18 protein-coding genes are annotated in these 23,727 nt (G+C 76.3%); 11 read left to right on the forward strand and 7 right to left on the reverse strand.

Going from position 1 to position 23,727, the window contains the following annotated elements; genetic code table 11:
- A complete protein-coding gene (locus J3P29_RS03435; RefSeq protein ID WP_210491634.1) occupies positions 1-1,041 on the forward strand; it encodes an MraY family glycosyltransferase in 1,041 nt (346 codons plus the stop codon).
- Here the strand turns inward: J3P29_RS03435 and J3P29_RS03440 are convergent.
- Positions 1,029-2,297, reverse strand: a complete 1,269-nt coding sequence (locus J3P29_RS03440; RefSeq protein WP_210491635.1) for a nucleotide sugar dehydrogenase — start codon at positions 2,295-2,297, stop codon at positions 1,029-1,031. The genes J3P29_RS03435 and J3P29_RS03440 overlap by 13 nt on opposite strands.
- A gap of 88 nt (positions 2,298-2,385) precedes the next feature.
- On the opposite strand from J3P29_RS03440, the gene J3P29_RS03445 reads away from it, so the two are divergent.
- Positions 2,386-4,371: an O-antigen ligase family protein gene (locus J3P29_RS03445; protein WP_210491636.1), complete on the forward strand. Its 1,986-nt coding sequence runs from the start codon at positions 2,386-2,388 to the stop codon at positions 4,369-4,371.
- Here J3P29_RS03445 and J3P29_RS03450 read toward each other — a convergent pair.
- On the reverse strand, positions 4,322-6,289 hold the full coding sequence (locus J3P29_RS03450; RefSeq protein ID WP_210491637.1) for an O-antigen ligase family protein: 1,968 nt from the start codon (positions 6,287-6,289) through the stop codon (positions 4,322-4,324). The genes J3P29_RS03445 and J3P29_RS03450 overlap by 50 nt on opposite strands.
- Positions 6,290-6,360: 71 nt before the next feature.
- Between J3P29_RS03450 and J3P29_RS03455 the strand changes: the two genes are divergently transcribed.
- Both J3P29_RS03455 and J3P29_RS03460 read left to right on the forward strand, forming a co-directional pair.
- Positions 6,361-7,701, forward strand: a complete 1,341-nt coding sequence (locus J3P29_RS03455) for an oligosaccharide flippase family protein (protein WP_210491638.1) — start codon at positions 6,361-6,363, stop codon at positions 7,699-7,701.
- A 35-nt stretch (positions 7,702-7,736) separates the two neighbouring features.
- Positions 7,737-8,942 carry a glycosyltransferase gene (locus tag J3P29_RS03460; RefSeq protein WP_210491639.1) on the forward strand — a complete coding sequence of 402 codons (1,206 nt, stop codon included), beginning with the start codon at positions 7,737-7,739 and terminating at the stop codon, positions 8,940-8,942.
- Here the strand turns inward: J3P29_RS03460 and J3P29_RS03465 are convergent.
- The gene (locus J3P29_RS03465; RefSeq protein ID WP_210491640.1) at positions 8,861-9,991 is read right to left on the reverse strand and encodes a glycosyltransferase family 4 protein; all 1,131 of its coding nucleotides are present in this window, start codon (positions 9,989-9,991) and stop codon (positions 8,861-8,863) included. The two genes, J3P29_RS03460 and J3P29_RS03465, sit on opposite strands and share 82 nt — an antisense overlap.
- Before the next feature lie 38 nt (positions 9,992-10,029).
- Between J3P29_RS03465 and J3P29_RS03470 the strand changes: the two genes are divergently transcribed.
- Positions 10,030-10,851 carry a class I SAM-dependent methyltransferase gene (locus tag J3P29_RS03470; protein ID WP_210491641.1) on the forward strand — a complete coding sequence of 274 codons (822 nt, stop codon included), beginning with the start codon at positions 10,030-10,032 and terminating at the stop codon, positions 10,849-10,851.
- 12 nt (positions 10,852-10,863) lie between these two features.
- Here J3P29_RS03470 and asnB read toward each other — a convergent pair whose 3' ends face one another.
- Positions 10,864-12,816, reverse strand: coding sequence for an asparagine synthase (glutamine-hydrolyzing) (gene asnB, locus J3P29_RS03475; protein WP_210491642.1), 1,953 nt, complete (start codon positions 12,814-12,816; stop codon positions 10,864-10,866).
- Between the two features lie 55 nt (positions 12,817-12,871).
- Here asnB and J3P29_RS03480 point away from each other — a divergent pair, with 55 nt between their 5' ends.
- Both J3P29_RS03480 and J3P29_RS03485 read left to right on the forward strand, forming a co-directional pair.
- Positions 12,872-13,447, forward strand: coding sequence for a hypothetical protein (locus J3P29_RS03480; protein ID WP_210491643.1), 576 nt, complete (start codon positions 12,872-12,874; stop codon positions 13,445-13,447).
- A complete protein-coding gene (locus J3P29_RS03485; protein ID WP_210491644.1) occupies positions 13,444-14,544 on the forward strand; it encodes a hypothetical protein in 1,101 nt (366 codons plus the stop codon). Before J3P29_RS03480 ends, J3P29_RS03485 begins: the two co-directional genes overlap by 4 nt.
- Positions 14,545-14,685: 141 nt before the next feature.
- On the opposite strand, the gene lon is transcribed toward J3P29_RS03485, so the two are convergent.
- Positions 14,686-17,016 (reverse strand): endopeptidase La, encoded by a 2,331-nt coding sequence (lon, locus tag J3P29_RS03490; RefSeq protein WP_210491645.1) that lies wholly within the window; start codon positions 17,014-17,016, stop codon positions 14,686-14,688.
- A 247-nt stretch (positions 17,017-17,263) separates the two neighbouring features.
- Between lon and J3P29_RS03495 the strand changes: the two genes are divergently transcribed.
- On the forward strand, positions 17,264-17,812 hold the full coding sequence (locus J3P29_RS03495) for a hypothetical protein (protein ID WP_210491646.1): 549 nt from the start codon (positions 17,264-17,266) through the stop codon (positions 17,810-17,812).
- Positions 17,813-17,916: 104 nt separating this feature from the next.
- Here the strand turns inward: J3P29_RS03495 and J3P29_RS03500 are convergent, their stop codons facing one another.
- Both J3P29_RS03500 and J3P29_RS03505 read right to left on the reverse strand, forming a co-directional pair.
- The gene (locus J3P29_RS03500) at positions 17,917-18,645 is read right to left on the reverse strand and encodes an ABC transporter permease subunit (RefSeq protein WP_210491647.1); all 729 of its coding nucleotides are present in this window, start codon (positions 18,643-18,645) and stop codon (positions 17,917-17,919) included.
- Positions 18,645-19,646 (reverse strand): ABC transporter ATP-binding protein, encoded by a 1,002-nt coding sequence (locus J3P29_RS03505; protein ID WP_210491648.1) that lies wholly within the window; start codon positions 19,644-19,646, stop codon positions 18,645-18,647. Before J3P29_RS03505 ends, J3P29_RS03500 begins: the two co-directional genes overlap by 1 nt.
- 196 nt (positions 19,647-19,842) lie before the next feature.
- Here J3P29_RS03505 and J3P29_RS03510 point away from each other — a divergent pair, with 196 nt between their 5' ends.
- The 3 genes from J3P29_RS03510 to J3P29_RS03520 all read left to right on the forward strand — a co-directional run bounded on the left by J3P29_RS03510 (position 19,843) and on the right by J3P29_RS03520 (position 23,609).
- On the forward strand, positions 19,843-20,763 hold the full coding sequence (locus tag J3P29_RS03510) for a phosphotransferase (protein ID WP_210491649.1): 921 nt from the start codon (positions 19,843-19,845) through the stop codon (positions 20,761-20,763).
- 263 nt (positions 20,764-21,026) lie between these two features.
- Complete coding sequence (locus J3P29_RS03515) at positions 21,027-21,854, forward strand: aldo/keto reductase (RefSeq protein WP_210491650.1); 828 nt, start codon at positions 21,027-21,029, stop codon at positions 21,852-21,854.
- Between the two features lie 237 nt (positions 21,855-22,091).
- The gene (locus tag J3P29_RS03520; protein WP_210491651.1) at positions 22,092-23,609 is read left to right on the forward strand and encodes a long-chain fatty acid--CoA ligase; all 1,518 of its coding nucleotides are present in this window, start codon (positions 22,092-22,094) and stop codon (positions 23,607-23,609) included.
- Positions 23,610-23,727 lie beyond the last annotated feature (118 nt).

Consider the following 23,727-nt stretch of genomic DNA (forward strand, 5'->3'; position numbering starts at 1 on the left):
GTGCCGGTTGAGGGGCGACTCGCGCTCGCGCTGCTGGCCGCGTGCGTCGCGGCGTACGCGCTGACGCCCGTCGCGGCGCGCGCCGCTGCGCGCTGGCGGTTCTACGACGCGCCCGCGGGCTACAAGGGCCACGCGGCGCCGACGCCGTACCTGGGCGGGGCGGCGGTGATGAGCGCCTTCGTCCTGGTCCTCGTCGCCCTGGCCGCCGGGGTGGACGGGCGACGCACCGCGGCGCTCGCGGCCGGCGTGGCGATCCTCTGGGTGGTCGGGACCGTCGACGACCGGCGGACCGTGCCGCCGGGCTGTCGGGTGGCGGTCGAGGCGGCGCTCGCCGCCGGCTCCTGGGCGCTGGGCCTCGGGTGGGACACGGGGCTCGGGGCCGCGGTCGACCTCGTCCTCACGGTCGCGTGGGTCGTGCTCGTCGTCAACGCGCTGAACCTCTTCGACAACATGGACGGCGCGGCGTCGACGATGGCGCTCGTCGTCGGGCTCGCGATCGCCGCCCTCGGCGCCCTCGCGGACGACCCGTGGGCCGCGGCGGCCGGCGCGGCGCTCGCCGGCGCCTGCCTCGGGTTCCTGCGGCACAACCTCGCCACGCCGGCGCGCATCTTCCTGGGCGACGGCGGATCGATGCCGGCCGGCTTCGTCGTCGCGACGCTGACCATGACGGCCGCGTCGGCGGCCGCCCCGGGCGCACAGGCGCTGCCGGCCGGCCTGCTGCTCGTGGGCCTGCTGCTCGTCGACACCACGCTCGTCGTGCTCTCCCGGCGCCGGCGGGGCATCTCGATCCTCACCGGCGGCCGCGATCACCTGACGCACCGCGCACGACGCCACCTGGGGACGCCGCGCCGCGTCGCGGTCGCCCTCGGGACGACGCAGGTGCTCGTCTGCGCGGCGGGGGTGACGGTCGCGCGCGGGCCGGTCGCGCTCGCCGTGGTCGGAGCCGTCGCGTACCTGGCGCTCGCGGCCGTCGGCGTCGGGCTGCTCCTGGCCGAGGAGCAGCGGCTCGCCGCACCGGCGCCCGGCGCTCAGAGCGAGTAGACGCTCGGACGCCGCCGGTCGGCGACGACGCCCCGCAGGTCCAGGACGATCCGGTCGTCCGTCGCCACGGCGTCGTAGTCGACGTGGCTGTGCGGCGTGACGATCACCGTCAGGTCGGCGTCGGCGAGCACGCGATCGAGCGGCTCGTGGCGCAGCTCGAGCTCCGGCAGCGCCTCGACGTGGGGGTCGTGGTAGCGCACGTCCGCGCCCAGCGCCCGCAGCAGGGCGACGATCTTCAGCGCCGGCGACTCGCGGATGTCGCCGACGTCGCGCTTGTACGCGACGCCCAGGATCGCGATCCGGCTGCCGCGCACCGCCTTGCCCTGGTCGTTGAGCGCCCGCTCGGCCCGCTGGACGCAGTGGTAGGGCATCTGCTGGTTGATCTTCCCCGCCAGCTCGACGAACTCCGTGGAGAAGTCGAACTCGCGCGCCCGCCAGGCCAGGTAGAACGGGTCGACGGGCAGGCAGTGCCCGCCCATGCCCGGCCCCGGATCGAAGCGCATGAACCCGTACGGCTTCGAGGCGGCGGCGTCCACGACCTCGCGGATGTCCAGCCCCATGCGGTCGCACAGCATCGCCAGCTCGTTGACGAGCGCGATGTTGACGGAGCGGAACACGTTCTCCAGCAGCTTGGACAGCTCGGCGACGTCGGGGCTCGAGACGACGCGGACGTCCTCGCAGACCGTCGCGTACACGTCGCGCGCCGCCGCACCGCACGCGTCGGTGTAGCCGCCGACGGTCTTCGGGGTGGTGGCGAGCGTGAAGTCGGTGCGGCCCGGGTCGATGCGCTCGGGCGAGTAGGCGACGTGGAAGTCCGTGCCCGCCACGAGGCCGGAGCCGCGCTCGAGCGTCGGCACCAGCTGCTCGCGCGTCGTGCCGGGGTAGGTCGTCGACTCCAGCACCACGGTCTGCCCCGCGCGGAGCTGCCCGGCCACCGCGTCGCTCGCGGCGGTGAGCGCGGTCAGGTCCGGCTCGCGGTTCGCGTTCAGGGGCGTCGGGACGCAGATGAGGACGGCGTCCGCCTGGGGCAGGCGCTCGGTCGACGTCGTCGCGTCGAGGCGCTCGAGGACGGCCCCGAGGCGCTCGGCCGGCACGTCCTCGATGTGCGAGCGGCCCGCCCGCAGCCCTGCGACCACCGCCTCGGAGCGGTCGACGCCCAGCACCGACACGCCGGCCTCGGCGAACGCGACGGCGAGCGGCAGACCGACGTAGCCGAGTCCGATGACGGCGACGGAGGCGGGGAACCCTGGGGCCATCGGGGTACCGTACGCGGTCCGTGCCGTCCGTGTGACGCCCGGCACGCCCGCGGCGCCGGCCGCTGGTGCCGCGACTAGAGTCCGCCGCGTGGGGCTCTCCGCGATCGTGCCGTCCCGTCGCGCTCCGTCGCCCCCGTCCGGGCTCGGCGCGGCCACCCGGCGTGCCGCCGCCAGCGGGCTGCTGGGGCTGGCGCTCGGGCTGTCGCCGGTGCTGCACGGCGGCTACGCGAGCACCACGTGGATCCCTGCCGGCCTGGTCGTGATCGCCGCGGTCGTCGTCCTGGCGATCGCGGCGCCGCTGCGGCTGACCCGCCCCGGCGCCCTCGCCGTCGGCGGCGTCGCCGGCCTGGGGCTGTGGAGCCTCGCGTCCGCGCGGTGGGCGCCCTCGGCGTCGATCGCGGCGCTCGACGGCCAGCGTCTGCTGGCGCTCGCCGGCCTGCTCCTCCTGCTGCTCCTGCTGGTGCGGGAGCGGCGGTCCGCGCTCTCGGCGCTGGTGGGCGCGTTGGCGGGCGTCGGAGGCGTGGCGGCGTGGACCGTCGGACGCCTGCTCGCCGAGGACGGCGGGGCCGTGCTGCTCGCCGGGCGGCTGAACGAGCCCCTCGGCTACGTGAACGGCCAGGGCAGCATCTACGTGCTCGGCGCGCTCGCCGCCCTCGGGATCGGCGGAGCGGTCCGCTCCGCGGCGGCGGCCGGCGCCGCGGCCGCGGCGGCCACCCTGCTCGCCGGGCTGGCGCTGCTCTGCCAGTCCCGCGGGGTCCTCGCCGCGCTCGTCGTCGGCGCGCTCGTGGTCGTCCTGGCGGTGGACGGACGCGTCCGCCGGGCGTGGGCGGCGCTCCTCGTCGCGGCGGCGCTCGTCGCGATCGCCGGGACCCTCGGCGACGTCCTGGGGAGCACCACGTACCGGGGGACGCCGCCTTCGGCGGTGCACCACGCCGGCCGCGCCGTGCTCCTCGCCGCGGGGACGGTCGGCGTCGCCTGGGCGGCGTGCGTCGCCCTCGCCTCGCGGCTGCGGGGGACCGTCGCCGTGCGCGGCCGGACGGCCGCACGCGTGGCGCTGGCGGCGGTCGTGGGCGCGGCCCTCCTGGTGGGCGTCGTCCGGTCGCCCGTCATCGCGGACCGCGTCGCGGAGCAGTACCGCGCGTTCGTCGGGGTGGAGGCGCAGGCGGACGGGGCCGGATCGCGCCTCTTCTCCGGCGCGGGCACCCGCTACGACTACTGGCGCATCGCGTGGGGCAGCTTCCGGGCGCACCCGCTCGCCGGCGAGGGCGCCGGCGGCTTCGTCGTCCCGTACTTCCGCCAGCGGCGGACCACCGAGGCCGTGCAGCAGGCGCACAGCGTCCTCTTCGGCACCCTGGGCGAGCTCGGGCTCGTCGGGGCCGCGTTCCTGCTCGTGCTCGTCGCCGGGCTGGCGCTCGCCGTCGGCGGGGCGGCGCGGCGGACGGGCCGCGATCCCGTCGACCGTGCGCTCGCGGCGGCGGGCGCCGGCATGGCGGCTGCGTGGCTCCTGCACTCCTGCGTCGACTGGATCGTCCTGCTGCCAGGCGTGACGGGCGTCGGGTTCGTCGGCGTGGCGCTCGTGGTCCGCGCCGCCGCCCCGCCTCCGCCGGCGGCCGCGCCCGCCGGTGGGGCCGCCCGCGGCCGCGGGGCGTGGGTGCAGCAGGGCGGCCGGCTGGCGGCCGCGGCGGTGGTGGCCGTGGCGCTCGTGGCGGCCGTCGGCATGGGGCGCCGGCTCGTGGCGGACCGCGCGACGACGGCGGCGCGCGCGGCCGTCGCCACGGACCCGGCGCGCGCGGTGCGCCTGGCCGACCGGGCGATCCGCCTGGACCGCGACCGCATGGACGCCTACTACGCGCGGGCCGCCGCGCTCGCCCGGTTCGGCGACGCGCGTCCCGCGATCGCCACGCTGCGGGCCGCGCTCGCCCGGCAGCCCGACAGCTTCGTCACGTGGGCGCTGCTCGGCGATCTGCAGGTGCGGTCCGGCGACCGTCCGGCCGCCCGTCGGGCCTACCGCCGGGCGCTCGCGCTCAATCCTCGCGACGCGGGTCTGCGGGCGGCGCTTCGGCAGGCCCGCTGACCGACGGGCCGTCCGCGGCGGGATCGGCGTCCCGGTCCGCGTCCGGCTCACCGTCCGGGTCCGCGTCCGGCTCACCGTCCGGGTCCGCGTCCGGCTCACCGTCCGGGTCCGGCTCCGGGTCCGGGTGCCCGTCCGTCGACGGCTCCGGGCCGGGGACCACGTCGGCCCCGACGCCGGGGTCCGAGACCGGGCCGTCCGCCGCCGGCGCGCGCCGCGGCCGCGGGCCGGCGAGCGCGGCGGCGAGCCCCACCGCGAGCGCCAGCGGCATCGCGGCGCCCGGGGACGCGAGGCCGTTGATGAACACGAGGTTGCCGGCGCCCGCGGCCACGGTGCCGGCCAGCGCGGCGCGCAGGGCCGGGTGCGCGCGCCCCCGGACGAGGGCGACGAGCACGAGCCCCGCGGCGACGAGGAACGGCAGCAGGCCGACGAGGCCGAGCTCGGCGAGGATCTGCGCGTAGGCGTTGTGGGTCGGCAGGCTGCCGTACCGGGCGTGCGTGGCGGCGTACGCCGGGAAGCGGTCGAGCCCGATGCCGCGGAGCGGCTGCTCCGCGAAGGCCCGCAGGGCCAGCTCCACGCCGGTGAAGCGCGACTCGACGTACTGCCCCTCGGCCTGGCGGATCGCCTCCGGGACGGTCCCGAGCAGCCGGGTCGGCAGCGGTCGGGCCGCCCCGACGGCCCCCGGCCGCCGCTCGAACAGGGACACGTCGTCGAGCACGAACCGCGCGGGCCGCTCGGCCCAGACGGCCAGGCGGTAGCCCGCGCCGCGCGCCGCGGCGAACCGGGCGCGCACCGGGGCGGCGCGCGCCGTCAGGCGGTGGCGGCCGGCCGCCACCGGGCGATCGGCCGTGTCCAGCACCTGCCAGCGCACCGGGGTGCCCGGCGCGCCGTCCGCCCGCAGCGTGAACGACCACACCACCGTCGAGCGGCCGAACGCCGGGCCGACGTCGAACCCGACCCCCTGGTTCGCGCGCGCCGCGGCGACGCGCAGGTCGTCGCCGTCGACGTTCGCGATCCGGGCGCCGGCGACGGGGACGCCGACCCGCGGCGTCGTGTTCCACCCCGAGATGTCCTGGGCGGACGCCCCCGTGACGCGGTCCCGGCCGAAGTCGGCCTCGAGCCGCTGCGAGCGGTAGAGGGGCGAGGCGATGACGGCGGCGATGAGGACCGGCACGCCGAGCACCAGCGCGATCGCGACCGGGCGGCGACGCCGCGCGGCCCCGGTGCGCGGCCGGGCGAGCCCGAGGGCGACCGGCACGCCGACGCCCGCCGCCAGGAGCGAGCCCCGCGAGTACGTCGCCAGCAGGAGCACGGCGAGGGCCAGGGCGGCGCCGCCGGCGAGGATCCGCAGGCGCCCGCGAAGGCGGAGCACGCCGACGGCGACGCCCGGCAGCGCGAGCGCGAGCGGGTAGGCGAGGAAGTTCGCGTTGCCGTAGACGCCGTCGAGCCGGCCGACGCTGCGCGTCGGGGCGTACACGGCGGCGTGCAGGTCCTTCAGGCCCACCGCGGCCAGGACGCCGCCGAGCAGCGCGCCGCCGGCGGCGCAGGCCACCACGAGCGCGAGCGCGCGCGCGGACGCGTACAGCCCGACGACCGCGGCGAGCGCCACGAGGACGACGAGCTCGGTGAATCCCTGCGCCGTCCCGGAGCAGAAGCAGCCCCACGCCGCGCCGTTCAGCAGCGTCCAGGCCGCGAGCGTCCCGAGCGCGGCCACCAGGCCGGCGGCGGCCCACGCGGGCCGCGGCGGCCGTCCACGCAGCGCCAGCAGGTCCAGCGCCACGCCGACGGCGACGACGACCAGCAGCACGCGGCCGACGAACAGCTGCGGCACCCCGAGCGTGGTCGGCCAGAACGGCCCGAGCGCGGCGGCCAGCGCCAGCGCGCGCGGCCCCCAGGACGTCGCTTCTCGGGCGCGGAGCATCGGCCGCGAAGCGTACGGGCTCTCGGACGCGCGCCGCCTCACCCGGCGCCCATGGTCGAACATGGGCGGCGATGCCCCGACGGACCGCGACGCTCGGAGGGAACGCCGCGATCACGCTGGCCGCCCAGTTCGCGATCCTGGTGCTCGGGCTGGTGGTGAGCGCGCTGGTCGCCCGCGCGCTCGGGCCGACGGGGCGTGGTCGCTACTACGTGCCCGTGACGACGGTGATGACGACGTTCTCCGTCCTGCACCTGAGCCTGGAGATGGCGACGACGTACTTCTTCGCCGAGCGGCTGGTCGACCTGCGCCGCCTCGCCCGGGTCGCGGCCACGTACGGCCTCGTCATCGGCGGCGCCGGCCTGGTCGTGCTGGCCGGCCCCTGGATCGTGGCGCCGGACGGGCGCGTGGGCGGCATGCGCACGGGCGACCTGGCGCTCGCCGCCCTGGCCCTGCCCTTCGTCGTCCACAGCACGTGGATGATGAACCTGTTCGTGCTGGGCGGCCGCCTGGTGCGCTCGCAGGCCGCCGTGGTGCTGGCCGGCGTCGTGCAGGCGGCCGCGCTGGCGGTGCTGTTCGCCCTCGACGTCCTGGGCGTCACCGAGGTGCTGCTCGTGTACGTGCTGAACGCCGCCGTCTCGTGGGGGTTCCTGGCGTGGTGGAGCCGGGGCTTCGCCCCGCCCGTCCCGACGGGCGACCGGCCGCTGCTGCGGCGGGTGGCCGCCTACGGCCTGCGCATCCACCCGGGCTTCGTGGCCTTCTTCCTGCTGCTGCGCTCGGACGTCTTCCTCGTCGACGGGCTCCTCGGCACGCGCGAGGTCGGGATCTACTCGGTGGCGGTGCTCTTCGCCGAGCTGGTGGGCACGGCGGCCGCGCCGATGGCGGTCGCGGCCCTGCCGTTCCAGAGCGTCGAGGACGAGGAGGCGGCGGCCGCGGTCACGCTGCGCACGGCGCGCATCTGCCTGCTCGTGGCGGCGGCGCTCTCGGTCCTGGCGGCCGCGACGCTGTGGCTCGTGATCCCGGCGCTGTACGGGCCGGCGTTCGGCGAGGCGTACGGGCCGCTCGTGGCGCTCCTGCCGGGCGTCTGCGCCATGACGGTCGTGCGGCCGCTCTGGAACTGGCTGCTGCGCGAGGGGCGTCCGGGCCGCATCACCGCGATCGCGGCGGGGGCGTTCGCGCTGAACCTCGCGCTCAACGCCGTCCTCCTCCCGACGGTCGGGTTGTACGGCGCCTCCGTCGCGTCGACGCTCGCGTACGGCGCGCTCGCGACCGGGCTGGGGGCCTGGGCGGTCCGCGTGGCGGGGGCGCGGCCCAGCGCGCTCCTGCCCGGGAGGGACGAGCTCGCGGCGGCGCGGCGGGGCCTCGCGGCCGCGCGCGGCGCCGTGGCGTCCCGGCTCGGCCGGAGCGCGTCGTGACCGTCGGGCGGCAGCCGGCGGATACCCTGCCGGCCATGACCGTCGCCGGCCCGCCGCGCGCGTCCGCGCGACGCGGTCCGCTGCACGTGGTGCACGTGCTCAACCGCGACGCCTTGGCCGGCACCGAGCTGATGGTCGCGGCGCTGGCGGAGCGCAGCGACCCCGGCGTCGTGCGCACCACGGTCGTGACGCTGGACGCCCCGGGGCCGGTGGCGCGCCGGCTGCGGGCGAGCGGCGTGCCCGTCGTCCCCCTCGGGCCGGGCAGCACCGCCGGGCTCGTCCGTCGGCTCGGCGCGGTGCTCCGCCGTCTGCGGCCCGACGTCCTGTGCGGGTACGGGTTCCGCACCGGGGTGGTGACGCGCGTCCTCGGGCGGCTCGTCGTCCCGTCCGCCCGCCGGGTGACCGGGGTGCGCGGGCTCTACGTCACCGAGATCGAGCACCTCGACGGCCCCCGCGGGCGGCTCGTGATGGCGGTCGAGCGCGCGACGGCCCCGCTCGTGGACGCCTACGTCGCCAACTCCCCCGGCGCGCTCGAGGTGCTGCGCGCGCACGGGATCGCCGCCCGCCGGCTGCACTGGATCCCGAACGGCCTCGACCCCGCCGCCTGGAGCGTTCCCGACCGGTCGACGTCGGACGGCCTGCCCACGGTCGCGTGCGTCGGGCGCTTCACGCCGGTCAAGCGCCAGAGCGACGTCGTCGCGGCCGCCGGGCTGCTGCGGGACCGCGGCACGCCCGCGCGCTTCGTCCTCGCCGGCGACGGCCCGCTGCGCGCCGACGTCGCGGCGCAGGTGCGGGCCGCCGGCCTCGAGGCCGTGGTCACGCTGCCGGGAGCGCTGCCCCCCGAGCGGGTCGCCGCGCTGCTCGCGACCGCGGACGTCGCGTGCCTCGCGTCGTCGCAGGAGGGGATGCCGGGCGCGGTGATGGAGGCCATGGCGGCCGGCGTGCCCGTCGTCGGCACCCGCGTCAACGGCATCCGCGACCTGGTGGTCGACGGCGTCACGGGGCTGCTGGTGCCGCCGGGCGAGCCCGCGGCGCTCGCCGACGCGGTCGGCCGGCTCGTCGCCGACCCCGCGGCCGCCCGGCGGATGGGCGCGGCCGGGCGGCGCCGCATCGAGGACGAGTTCTCGCTCGACGCGAGCGTGCGGGCGACGACGCAGCTCTACCTGCGCCTCGTCCGCGGCGCCAGCACGGAGGACCACCGCCCGACGACGACCGCCGGGTCGTGCTCGCGGCGGACGTAGTCGCGGCACCGTGCGCGGGTCCGTGACGCCTCGTCGCCGGCGCGCGTGGCCCAGGCGACGCGCAGCTGCTCCGCCATGCGGTCGACCGCGCCGTGGGCGCAGGTGCCGAGCCGCTCGCGTTCGATGACGCCGTCGGGGTCGTGGGCGAGCGTGGCGGCGGGCACGCCGCGGCTCCACCCTTCGAGGAGCGTGTTCGGCATGCCCTCGAAGTCGGACGTGCTGACGATGGCGGTCGCGCGGCCCATCCGCTCGAGCAGCGACGGACGGGGCTGCGGGCCGAGGACCCGCAGGTTCGGCAGCGCGGCCGCGGCCTCCTCGAGCTCGTGCCGCAGGCCCGGCGGGTCGTCCGCGGACGGCACGCAGACCATCGTGAACGGCGCCTCGGGGACGGCGCGGGCGAGGGCGACGCAGGCCAGGGGGTTCTTGTAGGCCGGCAGACGGCCGATCCACAGGAATCCCTCGTCGTACGGCCCCGGCTCGACCGCCGGCCGCTCCGCCACGCTGCGGATCACGGTCGCCCGGCGGCCGAACCGCTCGCGGCAGAGCGCCGCCTGCTCGTCGGTCTGGACGACGATCTCGTGGGCGAGCCGCACACCGAGCGCGAAGAGCAGGCGGGCGCCCCGGCCGTGGCCCAGGTCGCCGAGCGAGAAGTCGACGGTGCTCGCGCTGGAGTACACGAAGCGCGTGCGGGTGAGCCGGGCCGCGACCCCCACGATCCCCGTCGTCGAGCCGGCCGAGCGCTGCACGACCACGCGGGCCCGCAGCGCTCCGAGCGCGTGGACGGTGGACCCGAGCGTGATCAGCCGCCGCAGCCCCGGACGGCCGCGACGTGACCGGCGCAGCGGCACGACTTCGACGCCGTCGACGTCGGTGGGCAGGCCGGGGACGGCGTACGTGACGAGCGCGACCGGCGTCCCCCGGCGCGCCAGACCCCGCGCGAGGTGCAGCATCTGCACCTCGGCCCCGCCGCTCGGCATGCCCGCCGCCGTCAGGTTCGGCCCCGCCCACGGCGCGAAGAAGGCCACGTCGCGGCGTCGGGTCCGGGGCATCACCAGACCGTAGGCGATCCCGTGCGACGATGGAGGCCATGGAGCCGCCGGCCGACGAGACCCGCTTCGCCTTCGGGGAGAACTGGGCCCGGTTCCTCGCGGTGCTCGACGACACGCGCATCCGCGAGGCGGAGCGCTCCCTGCGCGAGATGCTCGGCGAGGACGGGGTCCGGGGCCGGACGTGGCTCGACATCGGGTCGGGCAGCGGGCTGTTCTCGCTCGCCGCGGCGCGCCTGGGGGCGTCCCGGCTGCACTCGTTCGACTACGACGCCTCCAGCGTGGGGTGCACGGACGAGCTGCGCCGGCGGTTCGGCCCGGCGGACGCGGACTGGACCGTCGAGCAGGGCAGCGTCCTGGACCGCGCCTACGTGGACGGGCTGGGCCGCTTCGACGTCGTCTACTCCTGGGGCGTGCTCCACCACACGGGACGGATGTGGGAGGCGTTCGACAACGCGGCCCGGACCGTCGCGGACGGCGGCGTGCTGTTCATCGCCCTCTACAACGACCAGGGGGCGCGCAGCCGGATCTGGAGCCGCATCAAGTGGCGCTACAACCGGCTGCCGCCGCGGCTGCGGCTGCCGTGGGCGCTGACCGTGATGGTCCCCCGCGAGCTGCTCTCGCTCGGGGCGCGCACGGCCCGCGGGCATCCCGAGGAGTACCTCCGCACCTGGACGCGGTACCGCAGCGCGCGCGGCATGAGCCGGTGGCACGACCTGATCGACTGGGTCGGCGGCTACCCGTTCGAGGTCGCCACGCCCGACGAGGTCGTCGAGCGGGGCCGCGCGCAGGGCCTGCTGCTCGAGCGCCTGACCGTGCGCCGCGGCCTGGGCTGCAACGAGTTCGTGTTCCGTCGGGTCTGAGGGCGGGCCGGATCAGGACGCGGGCGTGATGTCGAGCACCGCGTCGCCGCCGGGCGGCCGCGTCTCGACGGGCCGCTCGGTCCGCCGCAGCCAGCGCTCCAGGACGAGGATGGTCCACAGGCGGGCGCCGTGGTCGGCGTGGCGCTCCCGGTGGTCCGTGAGCAGCCGTCCGACGGCCGCCCGGTCGAGGTAGGCCGCGGTGCGCGCGTCGGACGCCAGCACCTCGTCGGCGAACATCGTGCCCAGCTCCTCGCGGAACCAGCGGTGCATGGGGACGCCGAAGCCCTGCTTCGACCGGTCCCAGATCTGCGGCGGCAGGAGGGGGCCGAACGCGCGGCGCAGGACGGGCTTGACGTGGCGCAGCCCTACCTTCTGCCGGGCCGGCAGGCGGGCGACGTAGTCGATGAGGGCCGTGTCGAGGAACGGCGAGCGCGCCTCGAGCCCGTGGGCCATCGTCGTCCGGTCGACCTTCACCGAGAGGTCGTCGGGCAGGTACGTGCGCAGGTTCGCGTAGAGGATCCGGTCCAGGTCGGGCAGGCCGTCGGCGTCGGCGTAGGCCGCGTCCATGGACCGGCGCAGGTGCGAGCGGACGGCCAGCGCCCGCAGGTCGGGCGAGAGCAGCGACGGCAGCAGCTCCTCGCCGGCCACCGCGATCCACGACTGGTAGCGGTCGAGCACCGTGCCCTCGGCCCGCTCGAGGAACCGCTGGGCGCGGCGGCCGAGATCGCCGTACCCGTCGCCGCGGGGCAGCAGGCCGGCGACGGGCCGGCCCGCGCGGGCGACGGCGCGGGGGAGGAACCGCGAGACGGCCGCGGCCCGGAACCGGTGGTAGCCGCCGAAGACCTCGTCGCCGCCGTCGCCGTTCAGGACGACCTTGACGTCGCGCCGCGCCAGCTGCGCGACCACGAACGTCGGGATGGCGGACGAGTCCGCGAACGGCTGGTCGTGGTGCCAGAGCAGCCGGTCGACGAGCGCGACCGCGTCCATGCGCACGGCGTGCTCCGTGTGCCGGGTGCCGAAGTGCTCGGCCACCAGGCGCGCGTGGGAGCGCTCGTCGTAGGACGGCTCCTCGGGGAACCCGATGGAGAAGGTGTGCACGGGCTCCTGCGCGTGGCGGGTCATCAGCCCGACCACCAGCGACGAGTCGATCCCGCCGGACAGGAGCGCCCCGAGCGGCACGTCGGCCACCATGCGCCGCTTCGTTGCGTCCTCGAGGAGCCCCGCGATCCGCTCGAGCACGGGCGGGCCCACCCGCAGATCGGTGCCGTGCGCGGGCACCGCGCTCCAGTAGGCGCGCGGCGCGTGCAGGCCGTCGTCGTCGTAGACCACCACGGACGCGGGGGGCACCTGCACCACGTCCCGGTACGACGTGCGGGGGTGGGGCACGTAGCCGTAGGTCAGGAACTCGGGGATGGCCTCGGGGTCCACCTCGCCCGGGACCCAGGGACAGGTCAGCAGCGCCTTGATCTCGGACGCGAACGTCAGGCGTCCGCCGGCGGTGCTGTAGAAGAGCGGCTTCTTGCCGGTGCGGTCGCGGGCCAGGAGCAGCCGTCCGCGGCGGGCGTCCCACACGGCGAGCGCGAACATCCCGTCGAGCCGCTCGACGAAGGCGTCGCCCCACGTCTCGTAGGCCCGCAGGACGACCTCGGTGTCGCCGTGGGAGCGGAACGTGGCCCCCGCGCGCCGCAGCTCGTCGCGCAGCGCCTCGAAGTTGTAGATCTCGCCGTTGTAGGTCAGGACGACCGCGCCGTCCTCGCCCTCCATCGGCTGGTGCGCGGCCTCGCTCAGGTCGACGATGCGCAGGCGGCGGTGACCGATCCACCCGTGGAGCCGGCCGGCTCCCGAGACCGCGACCTCGCCGTGCCCGTCGGGGCCGCGGTGCTCGATCGTCTCGCACATCCGGCGGCCGGCGGCGCGGTCGAGCTCGACGTGGTCCGGGGAGACGAAGCCGCAGATGCCGCACACGCGGGACATCGTGGCAGCTGCCGCCGGGATGGGGAGCAGCGGGCATACTCGCAGGATGGTCCGAGGACGCCCCCAGCGCATCGCCCTGGCCGTCGCCGTCCTGGCGGTCGCCGCGCCCGCGACCGCGCGGGCGCAGGAGCCGGGGGTCACGATCGATCCGGACTCGCCGTCGGGCCGCCAGTACGCGATCCCGCTCGACGACGCGCGGGGCACCGGGACCCGCCGCGACGAGGGCGGCCGCCGGTCGGGCGGCGGCGAGGACCGCTCGTCGGCGGGCGGCGGGTCGACGCTGTTCGGCGAGGGCATCGACGAGCGCTCCCCGACGGACGGCGGACGGTCGTCCGGGGCGACGGAGCGCGACGGAGGGACGGCGTCGGGCGCCCGCGCCCGGGACGACGCCGACCGGTCGACGACGGACCCGGCGGATCGACCGGCGCGGACGCGCGGCGACGAGGACGGCGGCACGGCCGCGGACGCCGCACCGCGCGAGCGCGCGACCGCGGCCGCGTCGGCCACCCCGGGCGACGGCGGCGGATCGACCGTGCTGCCCGTGGCGCTCGCGGTCGCGCTCGTCGCCGCCGCGACGGGCGTCGGCATCCTCCTGCGCCGCCGGACGGGGGCCGGGCGATGAGGCGCGCGCGGGCGCGGCTGCTCGTCGTCCTGGTCGCCGTGCTGGCCGCGGCGATGGCCCAGCCTGCCGCCGGGCAGGCGGCGAAGCTCCGCAAGATGTTCTGGGGGCCGGTGGCCCTGAACGGCGTGTCGCAGTTCCCGATCTACCACGAGCTGGGGGTGGACGTCTTCCAGATCGCCATCACGTGGAACGACGCCGCGCCCCGGCGGCCCGCCCGACCGACCGACCCGCACGACCCCGCGTACGTCTGGCCGACGTCGGTGGACCAGGCGGTCGCGGAGGCGCGCCGCTTCGGCATGCAGGTCGCCGTCCAGCTCGCCGGAACGCCGTCGTGGGCGAACGGCGGACGGGACGCGTCCTACGCGCCGCGGCGCCCCGGCGACTACGGCGCGTTCGCCCGGGCAGCCGCGCGGCGCTATCCCGGCGTGCGGATCTGGATGGTCGGCGGCGAGCCCAACTCGGGGCTGCGCTGGAAGCCCACGACGCCGCAGCGCACGTTCCGCGAGACGCGCCTCTCGCGCGCCCAGCAGCGTGCGCCGCGGGCGTACGCGCGGGTGCTCGACGACGCGTACGCCGACCTGAAGGCGGTGAACCGCCGCAACGTGGTCGTCGGGGGGATGTCCTTCAGCGGGGGCGACACCCGGCCGGAGAACTGGGCGCGGTACCTGCGGCTGCCGAACGGGCGCCCGCCGCGCATGGACCTGTACGGGCACAACCCCTTCGGCCTGCGACGTCCCGATCTGACCAAGCCGCCGTCGCCCACCCAGGTGGTCGACATGTCGGACCTGCGGCGTCTGCGGCGGGTGATCGACGCGCGGCTCGCCAAGCCCCGGGGCAAGCGCTCCATCCGCCTGTACCTCTCGGAGTACACGATCCCGACGGGGCCCGACTCGGAGTTCATCTACTACACGACGCTGAAGGCGCAGGCGGCGTGGATCCCGGACGCGTTCGCGGTGGCGCACCAGGTCGGGGCGTGGGGGCTGGGGTGGGTCCACCTCTACGACGGCGACAACATCGGCAGCGGCACGCACGGCGGGCTGCTGTTCGAGAACGGGCTGAAGAAGCCCGGCTACGACGCGTTCCGCCGCGCGCACTGACCCCAGACGACGCCGCCCGCGCCGGGCCGAGCCCGGCCCGCCCCCCCCGCGGAACGACCGAGGGCCCCGCTTCAGCGGGGCCCTCGTCCGTCGTCCGTCGCCCGGCGGCGCCGCCTCCCACGGCGCCGGGGCGGTGCGGGATCAGACGCGTGCGCCGGCCACCTCGGCCACCCGCTCCTCGAGCGCGACCTCGAGGACCTCGTCCAGGCCCATCGACGGGTGGAAGGTGATCGCCTGGCGGACCTCCTCGGGCACGTCGTCCAGGTCGCCCCGGTTGCGCTCCGAGATGACCACGTCGGTCAGGCCCGCGGCGTGGGCGGCGATGCTCTTCTGCTTCAGGCCGCCGATCGGCAGGACGCGGCCCTGCAGGGTCACCTCGCCGGTCATGCCCACGGTGTGCTTGACCGGGCGCCCCGTCAGGAGCGACACCAGGGCGGTCACCATCGTGATGCCGGCGGAGGGGCCGTCCTTCGGGATCGCGCCCGCCGGCACGTGGACGTGGAACTCGGCGTCCTCGAACTTGGCCTCGTCGATGCCCAGCTTCTCCGCGTTGGCGCGCACCCAGGAGAGGGCGATCCGCGCCGACTCCTTCATGACGTCGCCGAGCTGGCCCGTGAGCACGAGCCCGCCCTTGCTGCCCGGAACGGGGACGCGCGTGGCCTCGATGAAGAGGACGTCGCCGCCGGTGCCCGTGACCGCCAGGCCGGTCGCCACGCCCGGCACCGCCGTGCGGGCCGCGGACTCGTGGAAGACCTTCTGCCGGCCGAGGGCGTCGCGGACGCGGTCCAGGTCGATGGCGACCGGGGCCTCGTCCTTGCCGGACGCGATGCGCGTGGCGGTCTTGCGCAGCAGCGTGCCGACCTGGCGCTCGAGCTGGCGCACGCCCGACTCGCGGGTGTACTCGTCCACGACGGTACGCAGCAGGGCGTCGTCGATCGTGACCTCGTCGTCGTGCAGGCCGTTCGCGCGGCGCTGGCGGGGCACCAGGTGGTCGCGGGCGATCGCCGTCTTCTCGGCCACGGTGTAGCCGTCGAAGGGGATGACCTCCATGCGGTCCAGCAGCGGCGCCGGGATCGTGTCCAGGCTGTTGGCCGTCGCGAGGAACAGCACCTGCGACAGGTCGACCTCGACGTCCAGGTAGTGGTCGCGGAAGGAGTGGTTCTGCGCGGGGTCCAGCACCTCGAGCAGCGCCGCCGACGGGTCGCCGCGCCAGTCCGCGCCGACCTTGTCGACCTCGTCCAGCAGCACGACCGGGTTCATCGTCCCGGCGTCGCGCAGCGCGCGCACCAGGCGGCCCGGCAGGGCGCCGATGTACGTGCGGCGGTGGCCGCGGATCTCGGACTCGTCGCGCACGCCGCCCAGGGCGATGCGCACGAACTCGCGGCCGGTCGCCTTCGCGATCGACTCGCCGATCGACGTCTTGCCGGTGCCCGGAGGGCCGACGAGCGTCAGGATCGTGCCGCCGGCGCGGCGCTTGGAGTTCTTCGTCACCTCGGCGTCGTCCAGGCCGCGGTCCTGCCGCAGCTTCTTGACGGCCAGGAACTCGACGATGCGGTCCTTGACGTCCTCGAGGCCGAAGTGGTCGTCGTCCAGCGTCTGCCGGGCGTGGACGGGGTCGAGGTTCTCCTCGGACCGCTCGCCCCACGGCACGGCCAGCAGCCAGTCGAGGTAGTTGCGGATCGTCTGGGCCTCGCCGGAGCCCTCGCCGCCCATGCGCTCGAAGCGGCCGAGCTCCTTGTCGGCCTGCTCGCGCACGGCTTCGGGCATGCCGGCGGCCTCGATCTTCTGCCGGTACTCGTCGACGACGGACGCGTCGTCCTCGCCGAGCTCGTGGCGGATCGACTCCATCTGCTTGCGCAGCAGGTACTCGCGCTGCTGCTTCTGGGCGCCGGACTCCACGCCCTCGCGGATCTTCTGGCGCAGCTGCAGGTCCGTCAGGCGCTCGTTCATGAGCTCGACGGCGCGCTCCAGGCGCTCGGTGACGTCGAGGGTGGAGAGCAGCTCGGCCTTCTGCTCGACCGTCAGCTCGGGGTCGTAGCCGAGCGAGTCGGCCAGGGCGCCCGGCGCCTTGATGGCGCGCAGCACGGCGGCCACCGAGCCGTCGTCGCCGCGGGCGGTGAGGATCTCGTCGATGGTGGCGCGCAGCGTGCGGGTGAGCTCGCGCGTGCGGCCGTCGACGGGCTCCTCGTCGGGATGCTCCTCGACGCTGACGCGCAGGTCGCCCGTCGGGCCGGTGTGCGCGGCGCCGGCGACGCCGCGCGCCTCGCCCTCGAACATCGCGCCCCGACCGCCGCCGGGCAGCCGGACGCGGCGCTTGACGTGCGCGATGGTGCCGACGGCCGCGAACTCGCCGTCGATCCGGGGCACCAGGAGCACGCGCTCCTCGTCGCCCGGGTCGACCGGCAGGGTCACGTCCATCGTCGGGAAGACGACGACGTCGTCCAGCGGGATCAGGGGAAGCGTGGTGGGCATTGCTTGGGTGTCCTGGGTAGTTGAGAGAGTCAACTGTGACCTTGGTGAACCGTACCACCGCGCGCCGTCGACGTCCAGATGATCTGAGTCGGCCGCGCTGAGATGTGCTGCCGACTGTAGCGCAGGTCTCCACGGCCGGGGCGGAAACGCCGGTGGGGACGGGCGATTCGGCGCCCTTCACAGGGCCTTGACGCCGCGCTGCCCGATCTGCAGGCGACCTGCGCGGGGGCGGGCGCACCGTAGGGGCATGGCCATCGCCTCTCGCCCCACCGCCTCCACCGGCCGCCCCGGCGACACGACCCCGGCGGACCGCGCCGCCGCGCGGGCCGCCGCGCTGTGCCGGGCCACCCCGCGGATCGCCGCCGGTCGCCCGCCGGCGCCGGCTCTCGCGCCCGCCACGCCCGCCGCGGCCCCGCCCGCCACGCCTGTGCGCGCCGCGGCCCCGTCGCCGTCGGCCCCGACCGCCGCCGCGGCGGCCGTCGCGGCGACGGGCGCGCCGATGACCGCCCGCGTGCGCGACCTGCTCGACCGGCGGCGCCGCGAGCGGCTGGCCGCCCGGATCGCCGCGGTGGTGGCGGCCCGGCGCACGGCCGACGGCAGCGGAGCCTGCGGGCGCCTGCGCGACGCGGAGCACCTGCTGCGCTCGGGCCTGGCCCTGCCGGCCCCGGCGGCGCACGCCCTGGAGGCGTTCCTGGACCGCGCCGAGGCCGGCGCCTACGCCGGCCGCGACGCCGACCTGCGGCGCGACGCCGGGGCGGCGTGCGCCGCGCTCGGGATCGTCACGCCCTTCGCCTGATCCCTCGCCGCCCCGGCCCGGGCGTCGCCGCGGAGGCCGCGGGGCGCCGGCGACGGCCGGGGCGGAGCGGTCCCGCCCGCGCGTCCGGCGCGGGCGGGACGGGATCAGTACTCGTCCCGCTGCACCCGCGTGACGGCGAGCGCCGCGATGGCGCCGAGCCACACGACGAGCGCCACGACCGCCGTGCCCAGGGCCAGGCGGTAGTCGTTGGCGCCGCCCTTGCCCTCCCACATCGCCACCTGGTCGAAGACGACCGGCAGCAGGTAGTTGGCCAGGGTCTCCGAGACGAACTCGGCCACTAGCCCCGTGATCAGCGTGCCGCCGAAGAACAGGACGACGCTGGCCGCGATGGCCGGGCCGTTCGAGCGCATCAGCATGCCGATGCCGGTCGACACCAGGCCCCACGTCCACAGCGTGGCGAGGACGGCCCAGACGGCGTGGACGACGGCGTCGCCGGTGATCCCACCGGCGGCGGAGGACGCGGGGACGATCGAGATCAGCAGGACGAGCGCCGCCATCGGCAGCGCGGCCACCATGATCCCCAGGAGGCGCACGGCGGCGAGCTGCCAGCGCGGGACGCCGGTCAGCACCAGGTAGCGCATGGTGCCGTTGGCGGTGTCGTACGAGCCGGCGAGCGCCCCCATCACGACGACGCCCAGCAGGCCGGCGTAGCGGCCCGCGCTCGAGTAGTTGTCCAGCGCCTGGTTGCCGTCGTTCTGGTCGGCGAGCACGACGGCCAGGACGGTGATGAGCACCGCGAAGGCCGTGGCCCCGTAGAAGGAGGCGCGACGCCCCGTGATGCGCCGGACCTCGGCGCCGAGCAGCCGCAGCATCAGCGGGCCTCCTCTCCGGTCGTGGCCGGGGCGTCCGTGGCGGCGCCCCCCGCGGTGGAGGCGGGCCCGCCGCCGAGCTCGCCGGCGGTCTTGCCCGTCAGCTCCAGGAACCGCGCCTCGAGCGTCTCGCGGCGGGGCCGCAGCTCCAGGATGCCGACGCCGGCGGAGAACAGCTCGCGGCCGGTCTGCAGCAGCTGGTCGTCCGCGACCTCGTCGACGCGCACCTCGACCGTGCCGCCGTCCGCGGCGAGCACCTCGCGGGCGAACGGCAGGCCTTGCAGGACCGTGGTGGCGCGCGCGACGTCGTCCGGGCGGACGACGATGGCCTGCGAGCCGCCGCGCAGCAGGTCGGCCACGGAGCCGCTCGCGAGCATCTTGCCCTTCTCGATGATCGCGATCTGGTCGGCCATCTTCTCGACCTCGCTGAGGATGTGCGAGGAGATGAAGACGCTGCGGCCCTCAGCGACGAGCGCGCGGATCATGTCGCGGAACTCGGCCAGGCCGGCCGGGTCCAGGCCGTTCGTCGGCTCGTCGAGCACGAGCAGCTCGGGATCGTTGAGCAGCGCGCGGGCGACGCCGAGGCGCTGCCGCATGCCCAGCGAGTAGGTGCCGACCTTGTCCTTCGCACGGTCCGCCAGGCCCACGCGCTCGAGCGCGCCGCCGATCGCGGCCTTGCTCTCCGGGCCCTGGTGGGCGGCCCAGATCTCCAGGTTCTTGCGGCCCGTCAGGTACGGGTAGAAGCGCGGCTCCTCGACGATGGCGCCGACGCGCGACAGGGCCTCGCGGGTGTGGCCGGGCACCGACAGGCCGCGCACCTCGATGCGGCCCGAGGTCGGGCGCGCCAGGCCGAGCATCATGCGGATGAGCGTCGTCTTGCCGCAGCCGTTCGGGCCGAGCCAGGCGTAGCAGTGCCCGCGGGGGACGTCGATCGTGACGTCGTCGACGGCGGCGTTGTGGCCGAAGCGCTTGGTGACGTGGCTCAGGGAGATGACGGGGTCCATGGCGGTGCGTCGTCGCGGTCGGGGACGGGAGAGCGCCAGGGCGCCAGGCGACGTCGCGGGCCGCACGCTATCGGCCCCGCCCGGAGCTGCCCATCGGGGATGCCCCCGGGCGGGCCCCGATCCGGCGCCGCGTCCCCCCGGGATCGGGGCGGGGTCCGGCCCGCCGGGCGGCGTCGGGGTGGGGGATGATGCGGGGATGCAGCAGACCCGCCGCCCCTGGACGCCCGAGGAGGCGCGGCCGCTCGTGGCGGCCGCCGCCGACGCCTGGGGGCTGGGCGGCACGCCGGAGCTCCTGCGGCTGGGCACGAACGCCAGCTACCGCGTGGGGGACGCGGTCGTCCGCGTGGCGCCGGAGACGCGCGACCGCGCCGCGATCGACCGCGAGCTGCACCTGGCGGCGTTCCTCGAGGACGCCGGGGTGCCGGCGGTGCGCCCGCTGCCCGGCGCGGCGCCGGTGCGGGTGGACGGCCGGTGGGCGACCGCCTGGGAGTGGGTGGCGCACGACCCGCAGGACGGCGTGGGCGGCGAGGCGTTCGGCGCGCTGCTGCGGCGCTTCCACGACGCCACCGCCAGCTACGACGCCGCGCTCCCCGACTGGGGCGCGCCGCAGCTCGTCGCCGCGCGTCTGCGGGGACTGCGCGCCCACCCGGCGTTCTCCGACGACGAGGTCGACCTGCTGGAGCGGGCGCTGGCGGCGGTCGAGGCCGACCTGGCCGCGCTGGCGGACTCGACCCCCCACGGCGTCGTGCACGGCGACGCCCACCCGGGCAACGTCCTGCACGAGACGGGCACGGGCCGCGCGGTGCTCGCGGACTTCGACCTGATCGGCGTCGGCCCGCGCGCGTGGGACCTCGCGCCCGCGGCGCTGCACCCCCGCCGCTACGGCGCCGACCCGTCGTGGTGGGAGGCCGTGCGCCGCGGCTACGACCGTCCCGAGGATCCGTCCTGGGAGGTCTGCCTGCGCCTGCGCGAGCTGGCGTCCGCCGCGTGGCTCTTCGCGGCCGAGGACCCGACCGCCACGGACGCGGCGGGCCGCCCGCGCCGGTCCGCCGAGGCCGACGTCCGCATGCGCACCTTCACGGGCGACCCCGCGCCGCCCGTCTGGGGCCGGCACTAGCCGTCGCTCGCCGACCGTCGCCCCCCGGCGGGCGCCGTCGGCGTGCGGCCGTCGCCGGTCGCCCGTCGACGGGCGGCCCGGACGTCGGCCCCCGACGGCCGGCCGCGTCGGCGCCTCGTGCCCCGTCCGGGGCCGCGTCGGGCGCTCGGCTACAACCGATGGTTGCGCGCGGGAGCACCGGGTATCCGTGTCGGGCGAGGCGTCTGCACCCGCCCGGCCGCCGCCGGGCCCGCGCCCCCTTCGACCACGGCGAAAGGCCCCCTATGACGGTCCCCACCATCACGCTCAAGAGCGGCATCGAGATGCCGCAGCTCGGATTCGGCGTCTTCCAGGTGCCGGACGACGAGACCGAGGCGGCGGTCACCGCGGCGCTCCAGGCCGGCTACCGCTCCATCGACACCGCCGCGATCTACGGCAACGAGGCCGGCGTCGGCGCCGCCATCGCGAAGTCCGGCATCCCGCGCGACGAGCTGTTCGTCACCACGAAGCTGTGGAACTCCGAGCAGGGTCACGACTCGACGCTGCGAGCGGCCGAGGAGAGCCTGCGCAAGCTCGGCCTGGACCACGTCGACCTGTACCTGATCCACTGGCCCACGCCCGACCGCGACCGCTACGTCGAGACCTGGAAGGCGTTCGAGCAGCTGCAGAAGGACGGCAAGACGCGCGCGATCGGCGTCTCGAACTTCCAGCCGGCGCACCTGGAGCGGCTCTTCGCCGAGTCGCACGTCGTGCCCGACGTCAACCAGGTCGAGCTGCACCCGTACCTGACCCAGGCCCCGCTGCGCGCGTTCCACGCCGAGCACGGCATCGCGACCGAGGCGTGGAGCCCGATCGCCCAGGGCGCGGTCCTGGACGATCCGACGATCGCCGCGATCGCGGAGCGCCTGGGCCGCACGACCGCCCAGGTCGTCCTGCGCTGGCACCTGCAGATCGGCAACGTCGTCATCCCCAAGTCCGTCACGCCGGAGCGCATCCGGCAGAACATCGAGGTCTTCGACTTCGAGCTGACCGCCGAGGACGTGCTGGCCATCGACGCGCTCGACCGCGGCCACCGCACCGGCCCGGACCCGGACACGTTCAACCGGGCGTAGTCGCGGCGCGGCGCCCCCCGCGGAGGGGAACGCCGGCCCCGCACGGGCGGACGGCCGTCGGCGCGGAGGCGCTCGACGGTCGTGGCGAGCGGCGAGGCGCCAGGCGCCCGTGCCGCCGTCGAGGCGGGGCGTCGGGCCCTACCCGCGAGTATCGCCAGTGCTCGCCGGGGACGGCGTCCGCGGGGACGGCCTACGTGACAGGGTGCACGGAACCGCGCGGAGTGGCAGGATGCCGCCATGGCCCCTGATGCCGCGAACGCGAACCTCGCCACCCTCCTGACGGCGACCGCCGCCAAGTTCCCGGAGCGGACCGCCATCCGCCTGGACGACGTCGCCATCCCGTACGCCGGCCTCGACGCCGCGAGCCAGCGCGTCGCCGGCCTGCTGCGCGACCTGGGCGTGCAGGAGGGCGACCGCGTCGGGATCATGCTCCCGAACGTCCCGCACTTCCCGCTCGCCTACTACGGCGCGCTGCGCCTGGGCGCGATCGTCGTGCCGATGAACCCGCTGCTGAGCAAGCGCGAGGTCGCCTTCTACCTGGAGAACTCGGGCGCCAAGCTGCTGCTCGCGTGGCACGGGTTCGCGGAGTCCGCCGAGGGCGGCGCCGCCGAGGTCGACGGCGCCGAGGTGCTGCTCATCGAGCCGGAGGACATCGGCAAGCGCGTCATGGCCGCCGAGCCGGTCGAGGAGGTCGCCCAGAAGGCGGGCGACGACACCGCCGTCGTCCTCTACACCTCGGGCACCACCGGGCACCCGAAGGGCGCCGAGCTGACGCACCACAGCATCGGGTCGAACGTCGAGGCGTGCCTGGGGCTCTACTCCCCCACCGAGGAGGACGTCCTGTTCGGCGGCCTCCCGTTCTTCCACGTCTTCGGCCAGACGTGCACGCTGAACGTCGCGGTCGCCGCCGGCGCCGAGGTGACGCTCCTGCCGCGGTTCGACCCGACGACGGCGCTCGAGATCATCCAGCGCGACAAGGTCACGGTCTTCATGGGCGTGCCGACGATGCACGGCGCGATCCTGCACCACCCCGACCGCGAGAAGTTCGACACGAGCTCGATCCGCCTGCTGATCTCGGGTGGGTCGGCGCTGCCGGTCGAGGTGCTGCGCGGCGTCACGGAGGCGTTCCACGCCCCGATCCTGGAGGGCTACGGCCTGTCGGAGACGTCGCCGGTGGCGTCGTTCAGCCGGGTCGACCTGCCGCAGAAGCCGGGGTCGATCGGCGTCGCGCTCGACGGCGTGCAGCTGCGCATCGTCGACGACCAGGGCGCCGAGGTGCCGCAGGGCGAGGTCGGCGAGCTGCAGGTCAAGGGCCCGAACGTCATGAAGGGCTACTGGAAGAACCCCGAGGCGACCGCCGCCGCGATCGACGACGAGGGCTGGTTCTCGACGGGCGACATGGCCCGCAAGGACGAGGACGACTTCTACTTCATCGTCGACCGCAAGAAGGACCTGATCATCCGCGGCGGCTACAACGTCTACCCGCGCGAGATCGAGGAGGTCCTGTACGAGCACCCCGCCGTGTCCGAGGCGGCCGTCATCGGCATCCCGCACGAGGACCTCGGCGAGGAGGTCGCCGCCGCCGTGGCGCTGAAGCCCGGCGCCGACGTGACGGCCGACGAGCTGCAGGCGTACGTGAAGGAGCAGGTCGCCGCGTACAAGTACCCGCGCAAGGTGTGGATCGTGGACGAGCTGCCCAAGGGGCCGACCGGCAAGATCCTCAAGCGCAACATCGAGGCGCCGGCGAACGCCTGAGCCGCCCGCGCGGCGCCCGCGCGCCGCACCCGCTCCTCGGGGCCCGGTCGCCGGTTCGGCGGCCGGGCCCCGTCGCGTTTCGGAGGACGCGCCCGCGTCGACGGGCCCGGACGCGCCA

It is taken from the genome of Patulibacter sp. SYSU D01012 (assembly GCF_017916475.1).
GTDB lineage: Bacteria > Actinomycetota > Thermoleophilia > Solirubrobacterales > Solirubrobacteraceae > Patulibacter.

What these genes read in the sequence shown, in the direction of transcription:
- J3P29_RS03485 (WP_210491644.1), top strand. Translation starts at nt 13,444, where the DNA reads ATGAGGCGCGCGCGGGCGCGGCTGCTCGTCGTCCTGGTCGCCGTGCTG.
- J3P29_RS03495 (WP_210491646.1), top strand. Translation starts at nt 17,264, where the DNA reads ATGGCCATCGCCTCTCGCCCCACCGCCTCCACCGGCCGCCCCGGCGAC.
- J3P29_RS03500 (WP_210491647.1), bottom strand. Translation starts at nt 18,645, where the DNA reads ATGCTGCGGCTGCTCGGCGCCGAGGTCCGGCGCATCACGGGGCGTCGC.
- J3P29_RS03450 (WP_210491637.1), bottom strand. Translation starts at nt 6,289, where the DNA reads ATGCTCCGCGCCCGAGAAGCGACGTCCTGGGGGCCGCGCGCGCTGGCG.
- J3P29_RS03470 (WP_210491641.1), top strand. Translation starts at nt 10,030, where the DNA reads ATGGAGCCGCCGGCCGACGAGACCCGCTTCGCCTTCGGGGAGAACTGG.
- J3P29_RS03460 (WP_210491639.1), top strand. Translation starts at nt 7,737, where the DNA reads ATGACCGTCGCCGGCCCGCCGCGCGCGTCCGCGCGACGCGGTCCGCTG.
- lon (WP_210491645.1), bottom strand. Translation starts at nt 17,016, where the DNA reads ATGCCCACCACGCTTCCCCTGATCCCGCTGGACGACGTCGTCGTCTTC.
- J3P29_RS03510 (WP_210491649.1), top strand. Translation starts at nt 19,843, where the DNA reads ATGCAGCAGACCCGCCGCCCCTGGACGCCCGAGGAGGCGCGGCCGCTC.
- J3P29_RS03455 (WP_210491638.1), top strand. Translation starts at nt 6,361, where the DNA reads ATGCCCCGACGGACCGCGACGCTCGGAGGGAACGCCGCGATCACGCTG.
- J3P29_RS03515 (WP_210491650.1), top strand. Translation starts at nt 21,027, where the DNA reads ATGACGGTCCCCACCATCACGCTCAAGAGCGGCATCGAGATGCCGCAG.
- J3P29_RS03520 (WP_210491651.1), top strand. Translation starts at nt 22,092, where the DNA reads ATGGCCCCTGATGCCGCGAACGCGAACCTCGCCACCCTCCTGACGGCG.
- J3P29_RS03465 (WP_210491640.1), bottom strand. Translation starts at nt 9,991, where the DNA reads ATGCCCCGGACCCGACGCCGCGACGTGGCCTTCTTCGCGCCGTGGGCG.
- J3P29_RS03440 (WP_210491635.1), bottom strand. Translation starts at nt 2,297, where the DNA reads ATGGCCCCAGGGTTCCCCGCCTCCGTCGCCGTCATCGGACTCGGCTAC.
- J3P29_RS03480 (WP_210491643.1), top strand. Translation starts at nt 12,872, where the DNA reads ATGGTCCGAGGACGCCCCCAGCGCATCGCCCTGGCCGTCGCCGTCCTG.
- J3P29_RS03505 (WP_210491648.1), bottom strand. Translation starts at nt 19,646, where the DNA reads ATGGACCCCGTCATCTCCCTGAGCCACGTCACCAAGCGCTTCGGCCAC.